This window comes from Bradyrhizobium sp. Y36 (genome assembly GCF_002531575.1).
Taxonomy (GTDB): domain Bacteria; phylum Pseudomonadota; class Alphaproteobacteria; order Rhizobiales; family Xanthobacteraceae; genus Bradyrhizobium.
Window position 1 is genome coordinate 618,340 of sequence record NZ_NWTI01000001.1, and the last position, 21,661, is coordinate 640,000.

At 67.0% G+C, this 21,661-nt stretch carries 18 protein-coding genes; 12 read left to right on the plus strand and 6 right to left on the minus strand.

Features of this window, described 5'->3' with window-relative positions; all coding sequences use genetic code 11:
• Positions 1–53 precede the first annotated feature (53 nt).
• Positions 54–1,151 (minus strand): LLM class flavin-dependent oxidoreductase, encoded by a 1,098-nt coding sequence (locus CO669_RS03005; protein ID WP_097657680.1) that lies wholly within the window; start codon positions 1,149–1,151, stop codon positions 54–56.
• A 260-nt stretch (positions 1,152–1,411) separates the two neighbouring features.
• On the opposite strand from CO669_RS03005, the gene CO669_RS03010 reads away from it, so the two are divergent.
• The 3 genes from CO669_RS03010 to poxB all read left to right on the plus strand — a co-directional run bounded on the left by CO669_RS03010 (position 1,412) and on the right by poxB (position 4,819).
• The gene (locus CO669_RS03010; protein ID WP_097657681.1) at positions 1,412–2,326 is read left to right on the plus strand and encodes a 2-dehydro-3-deoxygalactonokinase; all 915 of its coding nucleotides are present in this window, start codon (positions 1,412–1,414) and stop codon (positions 2,324–2,326) included.
• 13 nt (positions 2,327–2,339) lie between these two features.
• Positions 2,340–2,972 (plus strand): 2-dehydro-3-deoxy-6-phosphogalactonate aldolase, encoded by a 633-nt coding sequence (locus CO669_RS03015; protein WP_097657682.1) that lies wholly within the window; start codon positions 2,340–2,342, stop codon positions 2,970–2,972.
• A 110-nt stretch (positions 2,973–3,082) separates the two neighbouring features.
• Complete coding sequence (gene poxB, locus CO669_RS03020) at positions 3,083–4,819, plus strand: ubiquinone-dependent pyruvate dehydrogenase (protein WP_097657683.1); 1,737 nt, start codon at positions 3,083–3,085, stop codon at positions 4,817–4,819.
• A 97-nt stretch (positions 4,820–4,916) separates the two neighbouring features.
• On the opposite strand, the gene CO669_RS03025 is transcribed toward poxB, so the two are convergent.
• Positions 4,917–5,282 (minus strand): hypothetical protein, encoded by a 366-nt coding sequence (locus CO669_RS03025; RefSeq protein WP_198963786.1) that lies wholly within the window; start codon positions 5,280–5,282, stop codon positions 4,917–4,919.
• A 67-nt stretch (positions 5,283–5,349) separates the two neighbouring features.
• On the minus strand, positions 5,350–6,258 hold the full coding sequence (locus tag CO669_RS03030) for a PaaI family thioesterase (protein ID WP_097657684.1): 909 nt from the start codon (positions 6,256–6,258) through the stop codon (positions 5,350–5,352).
• A gap of 130 nt (positions 6,259–6,388) precedes the next feature.
• Here CO669_RS03030 and CO669_RS35855 point away from each other — a divergent pair, with 130 nt between their 5' ends.
• Both CO669_RS35855 and CO669_RS03040 read left to right on the plus strand, forming a co-directional pair.
• On the plus strand, positions 6,389–6,709 hold the full coding sequence (locus CO669_RS35855) for a hypothetical protein (protein WP_198963787.1): 321 nt from the start codon (positions 6,389–6,391) through the stop codon (positions 6,707–6,709).
• A gap of 183 nt (positions 6,710–6,892) precedes the next feature.
• Positions 6,893–8,119, plus strand: a complete 1,227-nt coding sequence (locus CO669_RS03040) for an LON peptidase substrate-binding domain-containing protein (RefSeq protein ID WP_097657685.1) — start codon at positions 6,893–6,895, stop codon at positions 8,117–8,119.
• A gap of 16 nt (positions 8,120–8,135) precedes the next feature.
• On the opposite strand, the gene CO669_RS03045 is transcribed toward CO669_RS03040, so the two are convergent.
• Positions 8,136–9,611 carry an amidase gene (locus CO669_RS03045; RefSeq protein ID WP_198963788.1) on the minus strand — a complete coding sequence of 492 codons (1,476 nt, stop codon included), beginning with the start codon at positions 9,609–9,611 and terminating at the stop codon, positions 8,136–8,138.
• Positions 9,612–10,814: 1,203 nt separating this feature from the next.
• Between CO669_RS03045 and CO669_RS03050 the strand changes: the two genes are divergently transcribed.
• The 4 genes from CO669_RS03050 (at position 10,815) to CO669_RS03065 (ending at position 15,752) form a co-directional block, all read left to right on the plus strand.
• The gene (locus CO669_RS03050; protein ID WP_097657687.1) at positions 10,815–13,154 is read left to right on the plus strand and encodes a Tex family protein; all 2,340 of its coding nucleotides are present in this window, start codon (positions 10,815–10,817) and stop codon (positions 13,152–13,154) included.
• 313 nt (positions 13,155–13,467) lie between these two features.
• A complete protein-coding gene (locus CO669_RS03055) occupies positions 13,468–13,902 on the plus strand; it encodes a hypothetical protein (protein ID WP_097657688.1) in 435 nt (144 codons plus the stop codon).
• Positions 13,903–14,002: 100 nt separating this feature from the next.
• Positions 14,003–14,695 (plus strand): response regulator transcription factor, encoded by a 693-nt coding sequence (locus CO669_RS03060; protein ID WP_097657689.1) that lies wholly within the window; start codon positions 14,003–14,005, stop codon positions 14,693–14,695.
• Positions 14,682–15,752: a sensor histidine kinase gene (locus CO669_RS03065; protein ID WP_097657690.1), complete on the plus strand. Its 1,071-nt coding sequence runs from the start codon at positions 14,682–14,684 to the stop codon at positions 15,750–15,752. Before CO669_RS03060 ends, CO669_RS03065 begins: the two co-directional genes overlap by 14 nt.
• On the opposite strand, the gene CO669_RS03070 is transcribed toward CO669_RS03065, so the two are convergent.
• Entirely contained in the window at positions 15,747–16,118 is a 372-nt protein-coding gene (locus CO669_RS03070) for a response regulator transcription factor (protein ID WP_097657691.1), read from the minus strand. The genes CO669_RS03065 and CO669_RS03070 overlap by 6 nt on opposite strands.
• Positions 16,115–16,981 carry a S1C family serine protease gene (locus CO669_RS03075; RefSeq protein ID WP_097657692.1) on the minus strand — a complete coding sequence of 289 codons (867 nt, stop codon included), beginning with the start codon at positions 16,979–16,981 and terminating at the stop codon, positions 16,115–16,117. The genes CO669_RS03070 and CO669_RS03075 overlap by 4 nt, the downstream gene beginning before the upstream one ends.
• A gap of 191 nt (positions 16,982–17,172) precedes the next feature.
• On the opposite strand from CO669_RS03075, the gene CO669_RS03080 reads away from it, so the two are divergent.
• The 3 genes from CO669_RS03080 (at position 17,173) to CO669_RS03090 (ending at position 21,625) form a co-directional block, all read left to right on the plus strand.
• Positions 17,173–18,138: a VOC family protein gene (locus CO669_RS03080; RefSeq protein WP_097657693.1), complete on the plus strand. Its 966-nt coding sequence runs from the start codon at positions 17,173–17,175 to the stop codon at positions 18,136–18,138.
• A 64-nt stretch (positions 18,139–18,202) separates the two neighbouring features.
• Entirely contained in the window at positions 18,203–19,078 is an 876-nt protein-coding gene (locus CO669_RS03085; protein ID WP_097657694.1) for a dihydrodipicolinate synthase family protein, read from the plus strand.
• Positions 19,079–19,303: 225 nt separating this feature from the next.
• Positions 19,304–21,625, plus strand: a complete 2,322-nt coding sequence (locus CO669_RS03090; RefSeq protein WP_097657695.1) for a xanthine dehydrogenase family protein molybdopterin-binding subunit — start codon at positions 19,304–19,306, stop codon at positions 21,623–21,625.
• Positions 21,626–21,661 lie beyond the last annotated feature (36 nt).

Genomic DNA, 21,661 nt, shown 5'->3' on the forward strand with positions numbered 1-21,661 from the left:
AAATCTCCGAAATGGAAGCGGGTGCGGCAGATTCGCGCCGCACCCGCGATGCGTCAAGCCGCCTTCTTCGCGGAGCCGAGATGCGCAACGCGCGGCATCACCTCGTTCTTCAAGAGCGAGAGCGAGTGATGCCAGGCCTCGGCCTTGTGCTTGTAGTCGAAGCCGAACACCAGCAGCACGCCGAAGCCGCCGACCTCGTCGTAGATCTTCTCGATCTTCTCGGCGACGGTCGCGGGCGAGCCGACGATCCAGTTCCGCTTGGCGCAATATTCGACGGTGACGTCGCTGTCGGGCACGTCGGGTGCGTGCTTGAGATAGTCCTTGAAGCCGAAATGGCCGAGCAGCGGCAGGAAGTACTCGCCCATCATCCGGCCCATCATGTCGCCGGTCGAGAGCTTCCATGCTTCTTCGTCGGTGTCGGCGACGAAGACTTCGCGCACCAGCCGCCAGTCCGCGCGGTTCGGCTTGCGACCGGTCTTGGCCGCGCCGATCTCGACGGAGTCCCAGTGGCTCGAGACATAGGCCGGGTTGAGGTTGAGGCTCATCGGAATGAAGCCGCGCTCGCCGGCGAGCTTCAGCGTGTCCGAGTTCTTCGACAGCCCGGCCACGCCGATCGGCGGATGCGGCGCCTGCAGCGGTTTGATGTGCGGCTTGAGGAAATCGAACATCGTGTCCGGCTTGGTCACCGTCCAGAACTTGCCCTTGTGGGTGAACGGGGCGGGTTCGGTCCACAGCTTCAGGATGATCTCCAGCGCCTCGCGCGTCATGTCGCGGTTCTGGCCGCTCATGCCGTCGACGTTGAACATCGCCCAGTCGCTCGGCAGGCCGCTGGCCGCCACGCCGAAATTGAGCCTGCCCTCGGAGAGATGGTCGAGCATCGCGACGCGGTTGGCGAGCTCGGCGGGGTGGTGATAGGGCAAGAGGAAGCCGCCCGGCCCGATGCGAAGCTTCTTGGTCTGCATCAAGGCCTGCGCGATCAGAAGGTCGGGCGTGGGATTGGGTTCCCAGGGCGCGGTGTGGTGCTCGCCGACCCAGGCCTCCTGATAGCCGAGCTCGTCGAGCCAGCGCATGACCTGCAGGTCCCAGTCGTTTCCTTCCTTCAGGCCGCACTCCGGCGGATGCGAAGGCATCGTGAAATAGCCGATCTCCATGGGTTTCCTCATCTGATGTTGACGCGTCTTGTCGCGCGTTGACGGAGTTGAGCAGCCAAGCTTCAGCAAGCGCTGTGCAAGCGCTTCAGCAAGCGCTGTGCCAGCGCTTCAGCAAGCGGTGTGCCAGTGCGGGGCGGCTTGAAATCGACGAGAAAGGGCTGGTTTGCCCGCACAATAGCCGGTATCCCGGCACAGACCCGCAAGACGTCGTCTCATTGTCGCGAGACGGTGTCCCGGCGGTGAGACGAGGACAGTTTCGAATGACCGAACCCGCTTATGTCGCGGTGGACTGGGGCACCAGCAGCTTTCGCCTGTGGCTGGTCGATCGTGCCGGCAAGGTGCTGGCCGAGCGCCGCAGCGACGAGGGCATGCTGGCGGCGGCCAAGACCGGCTTCCCCGCAGTGCTGCGATCGCACCTTGCGGCGGTCGACGCGCCGGATCATCTGCCGGTTCTCGTCTGCGGCATGGCCGGCGCCAGGACCGGCTGGATCGAAGCCGGCTATGTCGACACGCCGGCGCCGCTCGCGGCCGTCCTGAAACAGGCCGTGCGCGTGCCCGGCGAGGCGCGCGACATCCGCATCCTGCCCGGCATCGCGCAGCGCGACAAAAGCGCGCCGGACGTCATGCGCGGCGAGGAAACACAGCTGCTCGGCGCGCTCGGCCTCGAGGCCCCGGGCGAGGCGCTGGTCTGCATGCCCGGCACGCATTCGAAATGGGTGCGGGTGGAGGACGGCATCGTCGAACGCTTCTCCACCTTCATGACCGGCGAGCTGTTCAGCGTGGTCTCGCGCGAGACCATCCTGTCGCTCGCGATCGCGGGCGCCGGCGAGGCCGAGGACGTCGCAAGCTTCAAGGCCGCGGTTAAGGCCGCCTATGACGCACCGGCCTTCGCCGCCAATCTCCTGTTCACGGCGCGCTCGCGCCAGCTGCTGTTCGGCGGCACGCCGGCGGCGGCGCGCGAGGCGCTGTCGGGCACGTTGATCGGCGTGGAACTCGCGGCCGGGCTCTCCGGCGTTGTGCCGAAAGCAGGCGTCGCGCTGATCGCATCGGGCCGGCTTGCCGTGCTGTACCGTCACGCTTTCGACGCGCTGTCGGTCACCGTGCAACCGGTCGATGCGGATGAAACCGTCCGCCGCGGCCTGTCGATGGCGGCTGCCGCGATCTGGACGAACTAGAAGGATCCTTGCGATGAGCGTTGCCTTTCCGCCGATGAAGCGTCCGCTGGTCGCGATCCTGCGCGGCGTCAAGCCCGAGGAGGCCGAGGCCATCGTCGGCGTCCTGATCGAGGCCGGCATGACCGCGATCGAGATTCCCCTCAACTCGCCCGATCCGTTCCGCTCCATCGCAACGGCCGTCAAGCTCGCGCCCTCAGGCGTGCTGATCGGCGCCGGCACGGTGCTGACCACGGCGGATGTCGATCGTCTCAATGACGTCGGCGGCAAGCTGATGGTCTCGCCGAATGTGGATACGCAGGTGCTCGTGCGTGCGCATCAATACGCCATGGTCACGTTGCCCGGCGTGTTCTCGCCGACCGAGGCGCTGCTCGCCGCGCGATCCGGCGCATCGGGCCTGAAATTCTTTCCCGCGAGTGTGCTCGGCGCCTCCGGCATTGCCGCGATCCGCGCCGTGCTGCCGGCCGGCGTGATGATCGCCGCGGTCGGCGGCGTCTCCGATCAGAACTTTGCCGAGTACATCAAGGGCGGCGTCACCGCGTTCGGGCTCGGCTCCAGCCTCTACAAGCCCGGCATGAGCGCCGCCGATGTCGCCGGCCGCGCGAAGGCGACCGTCACGGCCTACGATCGGGCGATTGCGAAAGACTGAGCCGCTCATAAACAAGCCGTGAACGCCGTATCGCCCATTGTACCTCATATTGCCGCGATGCCGACGTCTATGCATCGTGTAGTGTGTGACCGGCGCAGCAGGAGACCGACATGGCGATCAACAACGTGGCCGATCTGTTCGTGGAAACGCTCGAACAGGCCGGCGTCAAGCGCATCTACGGCATCGTCGGCGACAGCCTGAACGCCCTGACCGAGGCGCTGCGCCGCCGCGGCACGATCGAATGGGTCCATGTCCGCCACGAGGAGGTCGCCGCCTTCGCAGCCGCCGGCGAAGCCGAGATGACCGGCAGCCTAGCGGTGTGCGCCGGCTCCTGCGGCCCCGGCAACCTGCATCTGATCAACGGCCTGTTCGACGCGCATCGCAGCCGCGTCCCCGTGCTGGCGATCGCCGCGCAGATCCCGACCGCGGAGATCGGCGGCGGCTATTTCCAGGAGACCCATCCGCAGAACCTGTTCCGCGAATGCAGCCATTATTGCGAGCTGGTCTCCGATCCGAGCCAGCTTCCCTTCGTGCTGGAGAACGCGATCCGCGCCGCGGTGGGCCTGCGCGGCGTCGCCGTCGTCGCCATGCCCGGTGACGTCGCCTTCCGCAGCCCGCCGAAGCGCGCACTGTCGACGACGCGCGGCCTCAACGTGGCGGCGCCGAGGGTGCTGCCGCAGGCCGGCGAGCTGCAGGCGCTGGCCGATCTCCTCAACGGCGCCGAGCGGATCACCCTGTTCTGCGGCCGCGGCTGCGCCGGCGCGCACACGCCCCTGATGCAGCTCGCCGAGACGCTGAAGAGCCCGATCGTGCATGCGCTCGGCGGCAAGGAGCATGTCGAATACGACAACCCCTACGACGTCGGCATGACCGGCTTCATCGGCTTCTCCTCGGGCTATGCCGCCATGCACGCCTGCGACACGCTGGTGATGCTCGGCACCGACTTTCCCTACAAGCAGTTCTTCCCTGTCGATGCGAAGATCGCACAGATCGACATCCGCCCTGAAAATCTCGGACGGCGCGCCAAGATCGATCTCGGCCTCGTCGGCGACGTCAAGCTGACCATCGAGGCGCTGTTGCCGCTCCTGAAAGCGAAGACGCAGCGCAACCATCTCGACGACGCCGTCGCGCATTACAGGAAGGCGCGCGAGGGCCTGGACTCGCTGGCGAAGGGCACGCCCGGCAGCAAACCGATCCATCCGCAATATCTCGCCAAGGTCATCAGCGATCATGCCAGCGACGATGCGGTCTTCACCGCCGATGTCGGCACGCCCACGGTGTGGGCCGCGCGCTATCTCGGCATGAACGGCCGCCGCCGGCTGATCGGCTCCTTCGTGCACGGCTCGATGGCCAACGCGATGCCGCAGGCGATCGGCGCGCAGGCTGCCCAGCCCGGCCGCCAGGTGATCTCGCTGTCCGGCGACGGCGGCTTCACCATGCTGATGGGCGATCTCATCACGCTGACGCAGGAGAAGCTGCCTGTGAAGGTGGTCGTCTTCAACAACGGCGTGCTCGGCTTCGTCGCGCTGGAGATGAAGGCCGCGGGCTTCGTCGACACCAATGTCGACCTGAACAATCCCGACTTCGCGGCGATGGCGCGCGCGATGGGCATCTTCGCCAAGCGCGTCGAGGACCCCGGCGAGCTGCCCGGTGCGGTCAAGGAGATGCTCGCCCATGACGGTCCGGCATTGCTCGACGTCGTCACCGCCAAGCAGGAGCTGTCGATGCCGCCGACCATCACCGCCGAGCAGGTCAAGGGCTTCAGCCTCTGGGTGCTGCGCGCGGTGATGAACGGCCGCGGCGACGAGGTGCTGGACCTTGCGAAGACGAATCTCTTGCCGCGCTAAAGCATGATCCGGAAAAGTGCGAAGCGGTTTTCCGAGAAGATCATGCGCAAGCGACAAGCTATGGCGCGATGACGATTCGTCCTGATCTCATCGCGCTCTAGCTGCGCTTCGCCGATGGCGCGGGCAGTTGCTCGTGGCGGCGCTGGAAGCGCTGCCAGTGCAGCACGCTGCCGATCACCAACGCCGGCACGAAGCCGAGCGCGATCAGGAAATGCGGCAGCTGCGTCGGTGAGACGAAGGCGATCGCGATGTCCGAGATCAGCCAGAGCGCTGCGAAGATCACCGCGAAGTCGGTTCGCGGACAGCGCAGGTAATAGAACACGGCGGTGATGACGATCGCGGGGCCGATCGCGACGGCGATCATGACCGCCGTCAGCTCCTTCGGCGTCAATGCGTCGAGCATCATCGAGGCCAGCAGCCAGAGCGCGGCGAACATGGCGACGATGTCGAGCGGATGCCGCAATCCAATACCTCTCGCGGGAACGCGCTATCGTTGTGGCCGGAACCGCGGCCGTCAAGTCAAAATGCGCCTATTCCTCGTCACTTCCCGGCGTCGGGCGCAGCATGAAATGGCCGAAGGCGGTGGCAATCGGCTTGGCCGCATCGTCCTGCCAGGCGCGCGCCTCGAAGGCGACGATGCGCCGGCCCTGCTTCACGATCGAGACGTTGGCGAAGGTGTCGAGCGCGCGGCCTGAACGCAAATAGTTGACGGTGAGTCCGATCGGCTTGGGCGGCGCGGCGGTGCCGAGCTCGCGCGCGACGCCGATGACGGCCGTGGTCTCCAGGAAGGCGCCGGTCATGCCGCCGTGGATCGCGGGCAGGATCGGGTTGCCGATGATTTGCGGCGAGAACGGCATCGTCAGCGTGCCGTCGTCGTTGACCCGGATGCCGAGCGCGCGCGCGAACGGGCTGCGTGCGAACGGCCCATCCGGATCCTCCGGCGCCTCCAGCACCGGGATGCTGCGTGCATCCATCCGGCGGTCGGCCAGCATGTTGGTGCGGTTGGCGCCGATCATGAAGCAGGCGGTCGCGGTCGCGACCGGATCGTCCTCGGATTCCTGATAGGCGGTGGAGCGCACGAAGGCGATCGAGCGCGTGGTGCGGTAGCAGACCGAATGCGCCTTGATGTCGAGGCCGGGCGTCGCCGGCTTCTGGTAGTCGATGCGCAAGTCGAGAGTCGCGATCGCGCGCGTGCCGTCGAGCGCCAGCTGCACCGCCATGCCGCAGCTCTCGTCCAGCATCGCGGTGACGACGCCGCCATGTAGCACGCCGGTCTCGGTGTCTCCGACGAAGACGGGCCGGTAGGGCAGGCTGGACCAGGCCTCGGCGGGCGCGAAGCGGTCGAGCTGGAGCCCGCTGATATGGCCGTAATCGGAGCGGCGGCCCTTGATCGCCTCGGCGAGTTCCTCGAACGGCAGCGTGGTCGGGATGGTGTTCATGAGACGGTTCTAGACCAGTCGGGCGCCGCGCAAAACCCCGGATGGTCCCGCGCGGGCCGGTTTGGCCTCGACAGAGCAGGCCGAAGCGCCGATGGTGGGCGCTTCGTACGCCGAACTGCAAGGAGCGCCCATGGCCGACCCCGAAACGCCCGCCGCCAATCAGGGGCCCGTCATCATTTCGAGCTCCAGCTCGGAGCGGGCGCCGATCATCTATTTCGATGGCGCTTCCTGCTTCGGCCATCACAACGGCGCGATCCAGATCGAGCTCGCCGCGAACTTGCTGATGCCGGTCGGCGCCGCCGTCCGGGTCGACGTGGTCCAGACCGCGCATCTGCGCTGCAGCGTCGCCGCCGCGCTGGCGTTGCGCGAAGCCCTCGACAAGGCGCTGGCGATGTACCAGCAGGGTCAGAAGCAGCCGGTGGCGGAGGAGATTCCGGCGGTGAAGAATTGAGATCGCAATTGACAGCGATTTATCTTTGCGCCACCTTCCGTGCAGGTTGATACGACCTGCCGGTTGCACCCTCTGTGGAATGGTGAACGTATCGAGCCTTCATCGGCCCCCCTTTGCCCGAGCGACCGGGTCAGCAACGCAACCGCCTGACACACCTGGATCGCTCATGCAGAGGACGAACCGATGCGCGATTTTCGCGATGCCAAGGCTATGGCGCAGACCCTGCGCGAATCCCTGACCACCAAAGCCGTCACCATCAGTCACAGCGAAAGCCTCGAGTTGGTGTCGAGAATGTTCGGCGTTGCCGACTGGAACACGCTGTCGGCAATGCTTCAAAACGGGCGCCGCGAGGCAAGTGCACCGATCGTCAGGCTGAAGAGTTCGACCGCGGTCTATCCGGCGGTCCCGTTGCGCGATTTCGTGCCGTTTCCAGGCGCTAGTTTTCCGCTGTTCGTCGGACGCGAGAATACCGTGCTCGCCCTCAACCATGCGTTCGAGGGCCCACGGGAGATCGTCTGTGCGATTCAGCGCGACGCAGCCGTCGATGAACCGCAATTTGCCGACGTCTACGAGGTCGGTTTGCTCGCTCAATTGGTCGAGCTCGAACGGCTCTCCGACGGCTCGATCAGGGTGCTGACGCGCGGAGCCCGCCGCGTCGGGCTGCGCAGTTTCGCAGCGACGAGCGGCGGCTACCGGTCCGAGGCCTTCGAATTGCCCGAGAGCGAGTCTGCAGACGCGCCCGACCTGGTCCGCCGGACGATCCGGCTCTTCGAGGATTACGCAGCGGCCCACGGCCTGCTCATGCCGGACGTTTGGTTGCTTCTCGACCAGATGCGCGACAACGGACAAATCGCCGATACGATGGCGACGCGGATGAAGCTATCGGTCAAGGACAAGTACGAGCTGCTGGCAATTCTCGATCCCGTGACGCGGCTTCAGAAGATCGATGCCTTGCTCGACGTGTCGTCTCGTCCATCCGCTCCGGCTTATATTGCCACGCGCCGCCGGGCGCTCGATCTTGCCGACCGGCGCCAGCATCAGTTTGCAACGCTGGAACACCTTCTGCTGGCGTTGACCGAAGACGGGGATGCCGCGCCGCTCCTGCAGGCCTGCAACGCCGATCTCGGCGCGCTCAGGCAAAGCTTGACCGACTATCTCGACAAGGAGCTCGCTCGCATTGTGGTCGAGACCGGGACTGCGGCGCCTACCCCTGCATTCCAGCGCGTCGACCGCCGGGCCGCGATGCATGCCCAGCAGATCGGCAATCCCGCCGTGACCGGCGCCGATGCACTTGTCGCCCTGTTCCCGGAGACGCGAAGCCCCGCGGTGCGCTTCCTCGCCGAGCAAGACATCTCGCGCTGGCGCGTGGACAAGGCCATCGCGCAAGCGAGAGCCAAGGACAAGGGCTAGAGGAGGAGGCGGCGGCTCACGCCTTGGTCACATGCACCTTCGCGGTAGCGCCGCCGTTCCACTTGCCGTCGAGCGCGCGCTCGATCTGGGCGGCGAGTTGCAGCAGGAGGCCGTCATTGGCCTGCTTGGCGATGGCCTGGATGCCGAGCGGCAGGCCGTGGTCCTGGCTCGCCATCGGCATCGAGATCGCCGGCATGCCGCAGAGATTGGCGAGCGGCGTGAAGGCGAAGAAGCGCCAGAGATTGCCGAACCAGTCGAGCACGTCGGGATTGTCGGAGATGGTGAGATATTCCCTCGTGCCGACCTTCGGCGTCGGCAGCGCGGTGATCGGCGTCAGGATCACGTCCCACTGCTCGAAGAAGGCGCCGAAACCGCGCGAGGTGGTGTTGAACACGCCCTGCATCTTCGCGCGCTCGGCAAAGGTGGTGTGGCGGCCGGCTTCCCAGATCCGGATGTTCATGGGCTCGATCAAATCTTCCGGCGGGCTCGTGAGCCCGCGCGCGGCGAGCATGTTGGAGATCACCACTGCGAAGTTCGAGATGTAGCACATCGTCTGTGCCTCGAAGGCGGCGCGGAAATCGAGCTCGGGCAGCGCGTAGTCGACGTGATGGCCGAGGCCTTCGAGGAAGCGGCCGGTCTTCTCCAGCTCGGCTGCGAGCTCAGGCGTCGCGGTGTAGTCGCCCCAGGTGTGGGACAACGCGACGCGCAGCTTGCCCGGATCGCGCTTGATCATCTCCGAATAAGGCTGCGCCGTGGTCCAGAACGGCATGAATTCGCCGGGTGCCGGCCCGCGGGCGTGATCGACGAAGGCGGCGGTGTCGCGCACGCTGCGCGACTGGCAACCCTGGATCGAGACGAGGCCGGTGAGGTCGGACATGTGGGGCGCGAGCGAGAACACGCCGCGCGAGACCTTCAATCCGATATTGCCGTTGACGCCGGCGGGAATGCGGATCGAGCCGCCGCCGTCGGTGGCATGCGCGATCGGCACCACGCCGGCGGCGACCATCGCCGCGCTGCCCGCCGACGAGCCACAGGTGGTGTAATCGGTATTCCAGGGATTGCGCGTGACGTAGACGGCGGGATTGTCGGCCGACGAGCACACGCCGAATTCCGGCGTCGTGGTGCGTCCGATCAGATTGAGCCCCGCCTGGCGGAACTTGCCGGTGAGGAAGGTATCGGCCGCCGCGCGGTTGCCGCGCATCAACAGCGAGCCCATCTCCTGCAGCCGGCCCTTCATGGTCGGCCCGAGATCCTTCATCAGGAAGGGCAGGCCGGCGAAGGGACCTGCGAGGTTGGCGCCGTCCTTGGCGGGGTCGGCGATCACGTCCTCGAACAGCTCGACCACGCCCGACAGCGCCGGATTGACCTTGGCGACGCCGGCGGCGGCTTGGCGCGCGAGCTCCTTCGCGGTCAGCTCGCCCTTGCGGACGCGTCCCGCCAGCGCGACGCCATCGTGCTGCGCCCATTCAGTCCAGCTCATCGGCAAAGTCATGAAGTCAAATCCCCTCAGATCGCGGCGCCACCTTTTTCGCAAGGGACCGCCTGAATCAACTGAGCCGGCACGAAGGGCAGGGTTGCGCGGGGCGGAGGGGTCGGGAGGCGGCCCCGGATGTTTCGATCGTAGGCCGGATGAGCGGAGCGAGATATGGGACCTTCGTTCTTGCCGAGCCGATCCCGGGTGCCGCTTCCGCTCACCCGGGCTACAAGGCTACGAGGCTGGCCACAACCCCTTGCGTTGCCCGACGGTCAAAACACGCCAGCGCTGGGTCAATCGACGTCCGTAAATATATTCCGCTTTACCGAAATTCGGTTTCGGCGTATGTGTCGGCCATCCTGATCCGGGATAAGGGGCGGTCGTACGTCGCAACGAGCCGCGGATCGGGGAGCGGTGGACGCAGACGGCGCCGTGCACGAGAGGCGGGAGCAGGGCGGGATGAACCCCGTGAGGTCCTGGCTTCGTGCGGACGAGCGGCGCTGAAGCGTACGGCCAAAGCGCGTGGTCCTGGCTGTCGTTGCTACAGCCAAGCCTTGCGGAGGTGCGCCGAGCCCGACCGGGCAAAGCGCGCCGTCAATCCGCGAGGTGACGGAGGCAAGCAGGAATTCGTCTCCGGGGAGAGCGCGCCATACGCCGTCAAACATCGCGCAGGGAAGGCCGGATGTCTGGCTGCCCTGTACGTTCCTGTGCCTTGCGTGTGCATCACTCTTGCACGGGAGTCTTGCGGGTGCCAGCCGGCACCCGGCCTTCCCTGCGCCCTTTCTGTCGAGGGCGCGAAGACGAGAGCAAAACTCGGGCGCAAGTGCCGCGAGGAGGAGAAGGCATGTCTGCGAGTCACAACCTCCGATCTCGTAGGGTGGGCAAAGCGCAGCGTGCCCACGCTCTTGTTGCTTATGGAGAGAGATCGTGGGCACGGCGCAAGTGCGCCTTGGCCCACCCTACGGCACCGCGTCTGCCGCAAACACTCGCTGTCATCGCCTGCGCTCGCAATGTCGGGGAGAGAGCGTGGGCGCCAAATTCTCCGCACGAACCCGCGTGTCCTCCCCACGAATGTGGCGAGATCGCATCATCTCGACAAAAAATCCTCTGTCGACGATGCTCCGCCGCACCTTGATGAATCAACCCGGGTTGGTCCATAAGCGGCGTCCCGTGGCTGGTGGTTCGCCACCGCATAGCGGGCTTGGATAGAGGAAATCTCGCGTGGCAAATATCAACCAGAAAATTGCGCAGGAGCTTGGGGTACGGGCGGAGCAGGTCGAGGCGGCGGTGACGCTGCTCGATGGCGGCGCCACGGTTCCCTTCATCGCCCGCTACCGCAAGGAAGCGACCGGTGCGCTCGACGACGCGCAATTGCGCACCCTTGAGGAGCGCCTGGTCTACCTGCGTGAGCTTGAAGACCGCCGCAAGGCCATCCTCGAATCAGTCCGCGAGCAGGGCAAGCTCGATGCCGCGCTGGAGGCCTCGATCATGGCGGCCGACAGCAAGGCGCGCCTGGAAGACATTTATCTGCCGTTCAAGCCAAAGCGCCGCACCAAGGCGGAGGTCGCCAAGGAAGCCGGCCTCGAGCCGCTCGCCAACCAGCTGATGGCCGAACCCGGCAACGACCCGAAGGTGGTGGCGGAAGCCTTCATCAATGCCGAGAAGGGTGTCGCCGATGCCGCTGCCGCGCTCGATGGCGCCCGCGCCATTCTGGTCGAGCGCTTCGACGAGGACGCCGATTTGATTGGTGCGTTGCGCGAGGACGTGTGGACCAATGCGCGCATGGCCTCCAAGGTGCGCGAGGGCAAGAAGACCGAGGGCGAGAAATTCGCCGACTATTTCGATTTCTCCGAGCCGCTGACGAAATTGCCCTCGCACCGCATCCTCGCGATGTTCCGCGGCGAGAAGGAAGAGATCCTCGACCTGCAGATCCAGGCCGAGGAAGCGCCGCCCGCCGGCGTGCCGGGCGCCTATGAGCTGAAGATCATGAAGCGGTTCGGCATCGCCGACCTCAAGCGCCCCGGCGACCGCTGGCTGGTCGACACCGTGCGCTGGGCCTGGCGCACCAAGATCCAGGTGCATCTGAACATCGACCTGCGCATGCGGCTGTGGAATGCGGCCGAGACCGAGGCCGTGCGCGTGTTCGCCTCCAATTTGCGCGACCTCCTGCTGGCGGCGCCGGCCGGCACCCGCGTCACCATGGGTCTCGATCCCGGCTACCGCACCGGCGTCAAGGTCGCGGTGATCGACGCCACCGGCAAGGTGGTCGACACCACCGCGATTTATCCGCACGAGCCGCAGCGGCAATGGAACGAGTCGCTCGCAACGCTCGGCCGCCTCGCGATGAAGCACAAGGTCGAGCTGATCGCGATCGGCAACGGCACCGCCTCGCGCGAGACCGACAAGCTCGCGACCGAGCTGGTCAAGGGCCTCGCCGAGCTGAAGATGTCCAAGATCGTCGTGTCCGAAGCCGGCGCGTCGGTCTATTCGGCCTCGGCCTTCGCCTCGGAGGAACTGCCCGGCCTCGACGTCACCCTGCGCGGCGCCGTGTCGATCGCCCGCCGCCTACAGGATCCGCTCGCTGAGCTCGTCAAGATCGAGCCCAAGGCGATCGGCGTCGGCCAGTATCAGCACGATCTCGGCCAGGCCAAGCTCGCAAAGTCGCTCGATGCCGTGGTCGAAGACTGCGTGAACGCGGTCGGCGTCGACGTCAACACCGCCTCGGCACCGCTGCTCGCGCGCGTGTCGGGCGTCGGCTCGGGTCTGGCGCAGAGCATCGTCGCGCACCGTGACGCCAACGGCCCGTTCAAGTCGCGCAAGGCGCTGAAGGACGTGCCGCGCTTGGGGCCGAAGGCGTTCGAGCAGTGCGCGGGCTTTTTGCGCATCCTCGGCGGCGAGGACCCGCTCGACGCCTCCGGCGTGCATCCGGAAGCCTATCCGGTGGTGCGCCGCATCCTCGCGGCGACCAAGAGCGACATCAAGGCGTTGATCGGCTCCAGCGAGATCGTGCGCACCTTGAAGCCGAAGGATTTCGTCGACGAGACCTTCGGTCTGCCGACCGTCACCGACATCTTGAAGGAATTGGAAAAGCCCGGCCGCGACCCGCGCCCTGCGTTCAAGGCCGCCGTGTTCAAGGAGGGCGTCGAGGAGATCAAGCATCTGCAGAAGGGCATGATCCTCGAGGGCACCGTGACCAACGTCGCCGCCTTCGGCGCCTTCGTCGACATCGGCGTGCACCAGGACGGCCTCGTGCACATCTCGGCGATGTCCAGGAACTACATCAAGGACCCGCGCGAGGTGGTGAAGCCCGGCGACATCGTCAAGGTGAAGGTGCTGGACTTCGAGGTTGCCCGCAAGCGCATCTCGCTGACCCTGCGGCTCGACGACGAGGTCGGCGCCAAGAAGGATGCTCCGGGCATGCAGCGCGACAACAACCAGCGCAACCCGGCCCGCATGACGTCGTCGGCTCCGCGCAAGCAGGACTCGTCGTCCGGCGGCGGTGGCGCGCTTGCCGAAGCGCTGCGCCGCGCGGCCGAGAAGAGCGGCGGGAAGAGGGTGTGATTCTTAACCTCTCCCCGCCCTTCTGCGGGGAGAGGTCGGATCGCGTCAGCGATCCGGGTGAGGGGCAGGGCACGAGGGCGACCAAATCAACGGTCTGTCCGACTCCTTGCGCCACTCATCGACTCAAATTGAATTCGCGGAAGCAGCCCCTCACCCCACCCTCTCCCCGTGAGAACGGGGAGAGGGAGTGAGGGAGCGGAGTCCTCCCTAACACCCGCGTCAGAATCTGGCGTGTTTGTAAGTTGAAGGTGCGTCCCTCTCATCTGATCCTCCTTGCGCGGCGGGACGACCGCCGCACGAGGAGGATGCTTCGATGAACAACTGGCTTCTCAAGGGCGTCACCGCGGCCGCGCTCGCAGCGATGATGGCGCTCGCTTCACCCGCGCTTGCCCGTGGCGGCGGCTTTGGCGGCGGTGGCCATTTCGGTGGCGGTGGTCATTTCGGTGGCGGCGGGATGCGCGCCGGCGGCTTTAGCGGCATGCACGTCGGCGGGATGGGCGGCGCGCGCTTCGCCCATGTCGGTGGCCCCGCCTTCGGGGGCGCTCGCTTCGCGCATGCCGCGATCGGGCCGCGCTTCGCCGGCGCAAGCTGGCACGGCCATCACGGCGCCTTCCATCATCATCATTTCCGCCGTTTCGCCGTGTTCGGCGCGCCCTATTTCTACGCCGGCTACAACGACGGCTGCTGGCGCAGGAGCTGGACGCCCTATGGATGGCAATGGGTCAATGTGTGCGGAGACTATTGGTAGACGCATCGCCGTACCGCACCATTGTCGCGGTCGCCACCGGGCAGTTCCGTCCAGCCCCGGAACGGGATAGTCTGGTGGCGATCGTCGCGCGGAGTTTTGCATGACCGGAGGTCACCGTCGCATCCTGGTCGTCGAGGACGATCCGGAAACCGCAGGCCAGCTCGTGGAGGAATTGACGACCTCCGGCTACGACGTCGATCTCGCAGCGAGCGGTCGTGAAGCCCTGAGCCACGGCGCCGCGCGCGACTATGCCGTGATCACGATCGACCGCATGCTGCCCGACATCGACGGCATCAGCGTGATGCGGCAGTTGCGCGACGAGGGCGTCGCCGCGCCGTTCCTGATCATTTCCGCGCTCGGCGAGGTCGACGACCGCGTGCGCGGCTTGCGTGCCGGCGGCGACGATTATCTGGTCAAGCCGTTTTCGTTCACCGAGCTGCTGGCGCGCCTGGAGGCGCTCGGCCGCCGCAGCGAGACCATCGCCAAGGAGACGCTGCTGCGGGTCGGCGATCTCGCCATCGACCTGATCGCGCGCAACGCCAGCCGCCGCGGCCGCAAGATCCCGCTGCTGCCGCGCGAGTTTCAGCTGCTCGAATATCTCGTCCGCAACGAGGGCCGCGTCGTCTCCCGCGCGATGCTGCTCCAGCACGTCTGGGACCTGCATTTCGATCCCTCCACCAACATCATCGACGTCTATGTCGGTCGCGTCCGCCGCAAGGTTGACGATGCCCAGGCCTATCCGTTGATCCACACCATCCGCGGCATCGGATATTGCCTCCGTGCTCCTGGCTAAGACGCTCCGCTCCTCGACCTTCCGCCTGGCGTTGATCGCGATCGCGGCCTTCGGCCTGATCGTCTCGGCGATCATGGCCTATGTCTATTTCGGCACGCTGGCCTATGTGGAGAGCCGGCTCGGCACCGTTGTCGATCACGATGGCTTCACCGGCACGATCGAACTCGCAATGGCCGCGGTCGCCGTGCTGCTGCTGGTGCTCGCGGGCCTCGCGGCCGTGCTGGTGACGCGGCGCACGGTGGGGCGGATCGAGCAGATCAACGCCACCAGCCGCGCCATCATGCTGTCCGGCCTCGACCAGCGCATCCCCTTGCGCGGCAGCAACGACGAGTGGGACCGCGTCGCCGAGAACCTCAACCAGATGCTCGACCGCATCGAGACGCTGATGGGCGAGGTCAAGCAGGTCAGCGACAACGTCGCCCACGATCTGCGCACGCCGCTGACGCGGATGCGCGGCCGGCTGGAGAAGGCCTATCACGCACCCCGCAACAGCGAGGCCGATGCCGCGCTGATCGGCGACACCATCGCCGATCTCGATGCCGTGCTCGGCATGTTCGCCTCGATCACGCGGATCTCGGAGATCGAGACCCGCGCCCGCACCGGCGCCTTCCGCGCGCTGAACCTGACCGAAATCGCCGGCGAGGTGGTCGAGCTCTACGACGCCGCCGCCGAAGAGGTCGCGACCCGCCTCAGCCTCGCCGGCGCCCGCGAGGTGCCGATCACGGGCGACCGCGACCTGCTGTTCGATGCCATCGCCAATCTCGTCGACAATGCGATCAAGCACGGCTGCAAGGGCGGGCAGGTGACCGTGACCTGCCGCGGCATCGGCGGCGGTGCGGTGATCGCGATCACCGACGACGGTCCCGGCATTCCGCCCGAGCAGCGCGATCACGTCTTCAAGCGCTTCTACCGGCTCGAGCAGAGCCGCTACACGCCGGGCAATGGTCTCGGCCTCAGCCTGGTCGCCGCGGTGGCACGCCTTCATGGCGCCGAGATCGCGCTGCGTGACAATGCACCCGGCCTGACCGTCGAGCTCAGCTTCCCCGCTTCATCATAGCTCGATCACGCCGCGGCGCGCGGCATGCGCCACCGCGTCGGTGCGACCGGTGGCGTCGAGCTTGTCGAGCAGCGAGCCGACATGGAATTTGACGGTGTGCACGGAGATGCCGAGCCGGCGCGCGATCATCTTGTTGGAGGCGCCCTCGGCCATCAGCGCCAGCACGTCGAGCTCGCGCTGGGTCAGCGCGATGTCGTCGGGCATGACGCGCGGATCGCGCGCGACGATCGTCGCGGCGGCCTGCTCGCCGGGACTAGCAAGTCGCAGCCCGGCGATATTGCCGAGCAGGGCCGCCAGGCGATCGGCCAGCGCGGGATCGTCGACCTCCAGCGACAGCACGATGTCCGGTGTGTTGTCCGCGCTCACGCCTCCGGCCTCTCGCCGACCGTGACCTTGAAGCTGACCGGCTCGCCGCCGCGGCGCACCGCCACGTCGACCACCGCGCCGACGCTTGCAGGACCCAGCGTTCTCGACAGCGCGCGCACGCCGGAGAGCTTCTGGTCGTTGACCGCGACGATCACGTCGCCCTGGCGGATGCCGGCCGCGGCCGAGGGCCCGGCCTTGTCGACATTCATCACCATCGCGCCGACGCCGTCGTCGAGCCGCACCGGCTGCAGCCCGAGGCCGAGATAGCCGCGCGCGATGCGGCCGCGCGTCTCGAGCTGCGCTGCGACGCGCTCGATCGTCGCGGTCGGGATCACCAGCACGCGCCGCGGGCCGAGCACGGCCATGCCGAAGGCATCGCCGGATGCATCGAGTGCAAGGCCGCCCTGCTGGGCGGCACGCAGGCGCACATCGAGCTCGATCCGCGCATCGATCTCGCCGCCGCGCAGGGAGCGCCAGCCCTGGCCGGACGCCGACACCATCCCCAGTGCCGCGCTCGGCGTCTCGCGATTGGTGGCGATCACGATCGCCAATGCGCCCAGCGGCGGGACGGTCGCGGCGAGCTTGACCGGGGCCGTCGCGACGTCGGCGCGCAGCAGCGCGATATCGGTGGTGTGGTCGCGGCCCACGATCGTGGCGGCGGACCTGCTGCCGTCGGGCAAGCCGAGCTCGACCTCGCCCTCGTCGGCCAGCGCCTCGTCGGCGGTGACGATCAGGCCGCTTTTCCAGGCAAAGCCGGTCGCGCGGGAGCGATGCGAATGCACGGAGACGACAGCGGGCGCGGCGCGCGCCACAAGGTCCGCGAGGGCGGACGAGAGTGAGGACAGGGGGCTAAGATCAGTCATGGCGTGCTCCTGATGTTGCCCTCAATCTGGGATGTCGCGGGCGATTGCGAAACTGGCCGGGTGGTCAGGACCGGACCACGCCCCGGAGGACCACGGCCGACGAACATGTGATTGGGAGTGCCTCACGGGAACGTGTAGCTATCCCGAAATTGCGCCTCCATGGCCCCACGGATTTCAGCGAGCCTCGACCGATGACCATCGACCTCACCCGCCGCACTCTGCTCCACCTCGCCGGCGCGACGTCGCTCGCGATGGCGGCCGCGGCTGCGGCGCGAGCCGAGGGCGTGCCGCAGGGGGGCGGGCCGACCTATGCCAGCCGCACGCCGATGCGGGTCGGCATGGTGACGCTGCGGGTGAAGAACCTCGATGCGGTCGCCGGCTACTACCGCGACGTCATCGGCCTCACCGTGATGGAACGTTCGGCGAATGCGGCGAAGCTCGGCACGTCAGGCGTCACCCTGCTGGTGCTTGAGGCGCGGCCCGATGCGGCGATCGAGCCGCGCAATTCCGCCGGCCTCTATCACACGGCGTTCCTGATGCCGACCCGCAAGGACCTCGCGCGCTGGCTGGTCCACGCCGCTTCGCATCGCGTGAAGCTGTCGGGCTTCGCCGATCACCTCGTCAGCGAATCCGTGTATCTCGACGATCCCGAAGGCAACGGCATCGAGGTCTATGCCGATCGCGATCCCTCGCAATGGCAGTGGAGCGAGGGCAGCGTGAAGATGGCAACGGACGAGCTCAACATCCCCGACCTGCTGTCGCTGACCAATACGCGCGTGCCCGATTATGCCGGGGCGCCGGAGGGCCTGCGCATCGGCCACATGCATCTGCGCGTCGGCGATCTCGCGCAGGCCGGCAGCTTCTATCATGGCGCGATCGGTCTCGATCCCACCCGCAGCCGCAACGGCGCGGCGTTCCTGTCGTCGGGCCGCTACCATCACCACCTCGGCATGAACGTGTGGCAGAGCCAGGGCGCCGGCCAGCGCGACGATCAGATGACGGGCCTCGCCTGGTTTTCGCTGGTGACGGAAAAGCCTGACATCCTCGCCGCCCAGGAGCAGCGCCTGCGCAAGGGCGGCGCGCAGGTGACGGCGCTCGCCAATGGCGTGGAGGCCGTCGATCCCTGGGGCACGCGGGTTCGGCTGCTCCGGATTTGATCGCAGGCGCGAGCGTTGCTAAGACCCCTCAGACGCGAACCAGCGCTCCGGGGTCCTCATCGACATGACCGAATTCCACGGCGTCTTTCCCTATCTCGTCTCGCCCGTCGATGCCGACGGCGCGGTGCGAACGAACGTGCTCGCAAAGCTCTGCGACGATCTGATCGGCGCCGGCGTGCACGGGCTGACGCCGCTGGGCTCGACCGGCGAGTTCGCCTATCTCAATGCCGCGCAACGCACCGCGATCGTGCAGACCACGATCGAGGCCGCGAAGGGCCGCGTGCCTGTCGTCGCGGGCGTCGCCTCCACCTCGACGGCGGATGCGGTGGCGCAGGCGAAGGCCTATCAGAACTGTGGTGCCAACGGCATCCTGGCGATCCTGGAGGCCTATTTCCCACTCGCCGATGCCCAGGTCGAATCCTACTTCCGCGCCATCGCCGATGCCGTCGATATTCCCGTCGTCATCTACACCAATCCGCAATTCCAGCGCTCCGATCTCACCCTCGACGTCATCGCGCGCCTCGCCGAGCATCCGCGCATCGGCTACATCAAGGACGCCTCGACCAACACCGGCCGGCTGCTCTCGATCATGAATCGCTGCGGCGATTCCTTGCGCGTGTTCTCGGCCTCCGCCCACATCCCGGCCGCGGTGATGCTGATCGGCGGGCTGGGCTGGATGGCGGGACCTGCCTGCATCATCCCGCGCCAGAGTGTCGCGCTCTACGAGCTCGGCAAGGCAGGCCGCTGGGACGAGGCCATGGCGCTGCAGCGCCGGCTCTGGCGCATCAACGAAGCCTTCGCCCGCTTCAATCTCGCCGCCTGCATCAAGGCGGGGCTGTCGATCCAGGGCTACGACGTCGGCGACCCCATCCCGCCGCAGGCCCCGCTGACGGCCGAGGCGCGCAAGGTGGTGGAAGCGGCGCTGGGGGAGCTGGCGTAGCTTCCGTAGGGTGGGCAAAGCGAAGCGTGCCCACGACTTTTCTCGACGTCTAAAAGATCGTGGGCACGGCGCAAATGCGCCTTTGCCCACCCTACGAAATCGCGGATTTGACGGGCGGCATGCCGAATCCGTGCATATCCCGCCCAAAACCGTGGCTGGCAAGCCCAAGGTCGATCCGCTAAAAGGCTGCCCGCAGTTTCGAAAAGACCCTGAGGATCCCACGGAATGAATATTCTTCCCGGCAATTTGCGTTTCGGAGCGGGGCAGCCCGTCAAGCGTTTGGAAGACCAGCGGCTGCTGACCGGGAAGGGGCAATTCATCGACGACAAGCCGGCCGACGGCGCGCTGTGGTTGCACGTGCTGCGCTCGCCGCATGCGCATGCGAAGATCGTCTCGATCGACACCAGCGCCGCGGCGTCGATGCCCGGTGTCACCGCGATCTACACCGGAGCGGACCTCGTCAAGGACGACATCGGCAGCATCCCGACGCTGAGCATCTTCAAGCGCCCCGACGGCAAGCCGATGACCGTGCCGCCGCGCCGGCTGCTCGCCCACGAGATCGTGCGCTATGCCGGCGAGGCCGTGGCGGCCGTCGTGGCCGCCACGCGCGCGGAGGCCCAGAGCGCGGCTGAAGCGATCGTGATCGAATACGACGTGCAGCCCGCGGTGGTCGATCCCGTCGAGGCCGTGAAGCCCGGCGCGCCCGTGGTGTGGCCGGAGGCGCCCGACAACATCGTCGGCGCGATGTCTTACGGCGACGCCGCCAAGGCGGACGAAGCCTTCGCCAAGGCCGCGCACACGGTCGAGCTCGACATTGTCAGCCAGCGCCTCGTGCCGTCGGCGATGGAGCCGCGCTCGACCATTGCCGAGATCGACAAGAAGACCGGCCGTCTCCTGCTGCACGTGCAGTCGCAGACCCCGGCCTCGACCCGCGACGTGCTGGCGGAGGCCGTGCTGAAGCGCCCGAAGGACAGCGTGCGCGTGCTGGTCGGCGACATCGGCGGCGGGTTTGGCCAGAAGACCAACCTCTATCCCGAGGACGGCATCGTCGCTTACGCCGCGACCAAGCTGAACAAGAAGATCCGCTGGCGCGGCGACCGCACCGACGAGTTCGTCGGCGGCACCCATGGCCGCGATCTCACCTCGACCGCCTCCTTCGCGCTCGACGAGAAGGGCAAGGTGCTGGCCTATCGCGTCAAGTCGATCGGCTGCACCGGCGCCTATTCCTCGGGTGCGGCGAACATCATCCCGCTGGTGCTCGGACCGTTCGTGCAGACCGGCGTCTATGATCTGCCCCTGGTGCATTTCGAGGTGCAGTCGGTGATGACGCACACCGCGCCGGTCGGGGCCTATCGCGGCGCCGGCCGCCCCGAGGCGGTCTTCATCGTCGAGCGCCTGTTCGACGCGGCGGCCCGCAAGATCGGCATGGATCCGCGCGCGATCCGGAAAGCCAACTACATCAAGCCGGCGCAGCTGCCCTACACCAATGCGGCCGGCCAGGTCTACGATTCCGGCGCCTTCGCGCACATGCTCGACCGCGCCGTGAAGCTCGCCGACTGGGACGGCTTTGCCGCGCGCAAGAAGGCGGCGAAGAAGAAGGGCCTGCTCTACGGCCGCGGTCTCACCTCCTACATCGAATGGACCGGCGGCCGTGCCCACACCGAGAAGGTCAGCCTGCACGCGACCTCGCAAGGGCGCGTCGTGCTGCATTCCGGCACCATGGCGATGGGGCAGGGGCTGCAGACCACGTACACCCAGATGATCTCCGACACGCTCGGCATTGCCATGGACAAGATCGACGTGGTCCAGGGCGACACCGATCTGGCCATGGGCTTCGGCAGCGTCGGCTCGCGCTCGCTGTTCGTCGGCGGCACGGCGGTCGCGGTCTCCTCCAATGATCTGATCCAGAAGGCGCGCGAGAAGGCGGCGAACGTGCTGGAGACCTCGGTCGAGGACATCGAGTACCAGGGCGGCATGCTGACCGTGGTCGGCACCGACCGCCGCATCAGCCTGTTCGATCTCGCCGAGAAGGAAGGCGGCGCCAAGCTCAGCGTCGATTCCGAAGGCGAGGTGGACGGCCCGAGCTGGCCGAACGGCACGCATATCTGCGAGGTCGAGATCGACCCGGAGACCGGCGTCTCCAAGGTCGTGCGCTACACCACCGTCGACGACGTTGGCGTGGCCGTGAACCCGATGCTCGTCACCGGCCAGATCCATGGCGGCGTCGCGCAGGGCATCGGCCAGGCGCTGTATGAGGGCGTGTCCTACGATGCCGACGGCCAGCTGCTGACCGCGAGCTACCAGGACTATTGCATCCCGCGCGCCGACGACGTGCCGCCGATCGTGGTGACGCTGGACGATTCCGCGCCCTGCCGCACCAACCCGCTCGGCGCCAAGGGCTGCGGCGAATCCGGCGCCATCGGCGGCCCTCCTTGCGTCACCAACGGCGTGATGGATGCGCTCGCCGAACTCGGCATCACCCAGCTGAACACCCCGCTGACGCCGCAGAAGATCTGGCAGGCGATCCGGGACGCGAAGGCGAGCTAATTGCTCGGCGCGGTAGCCCGGATGGAGCGCAGCGAA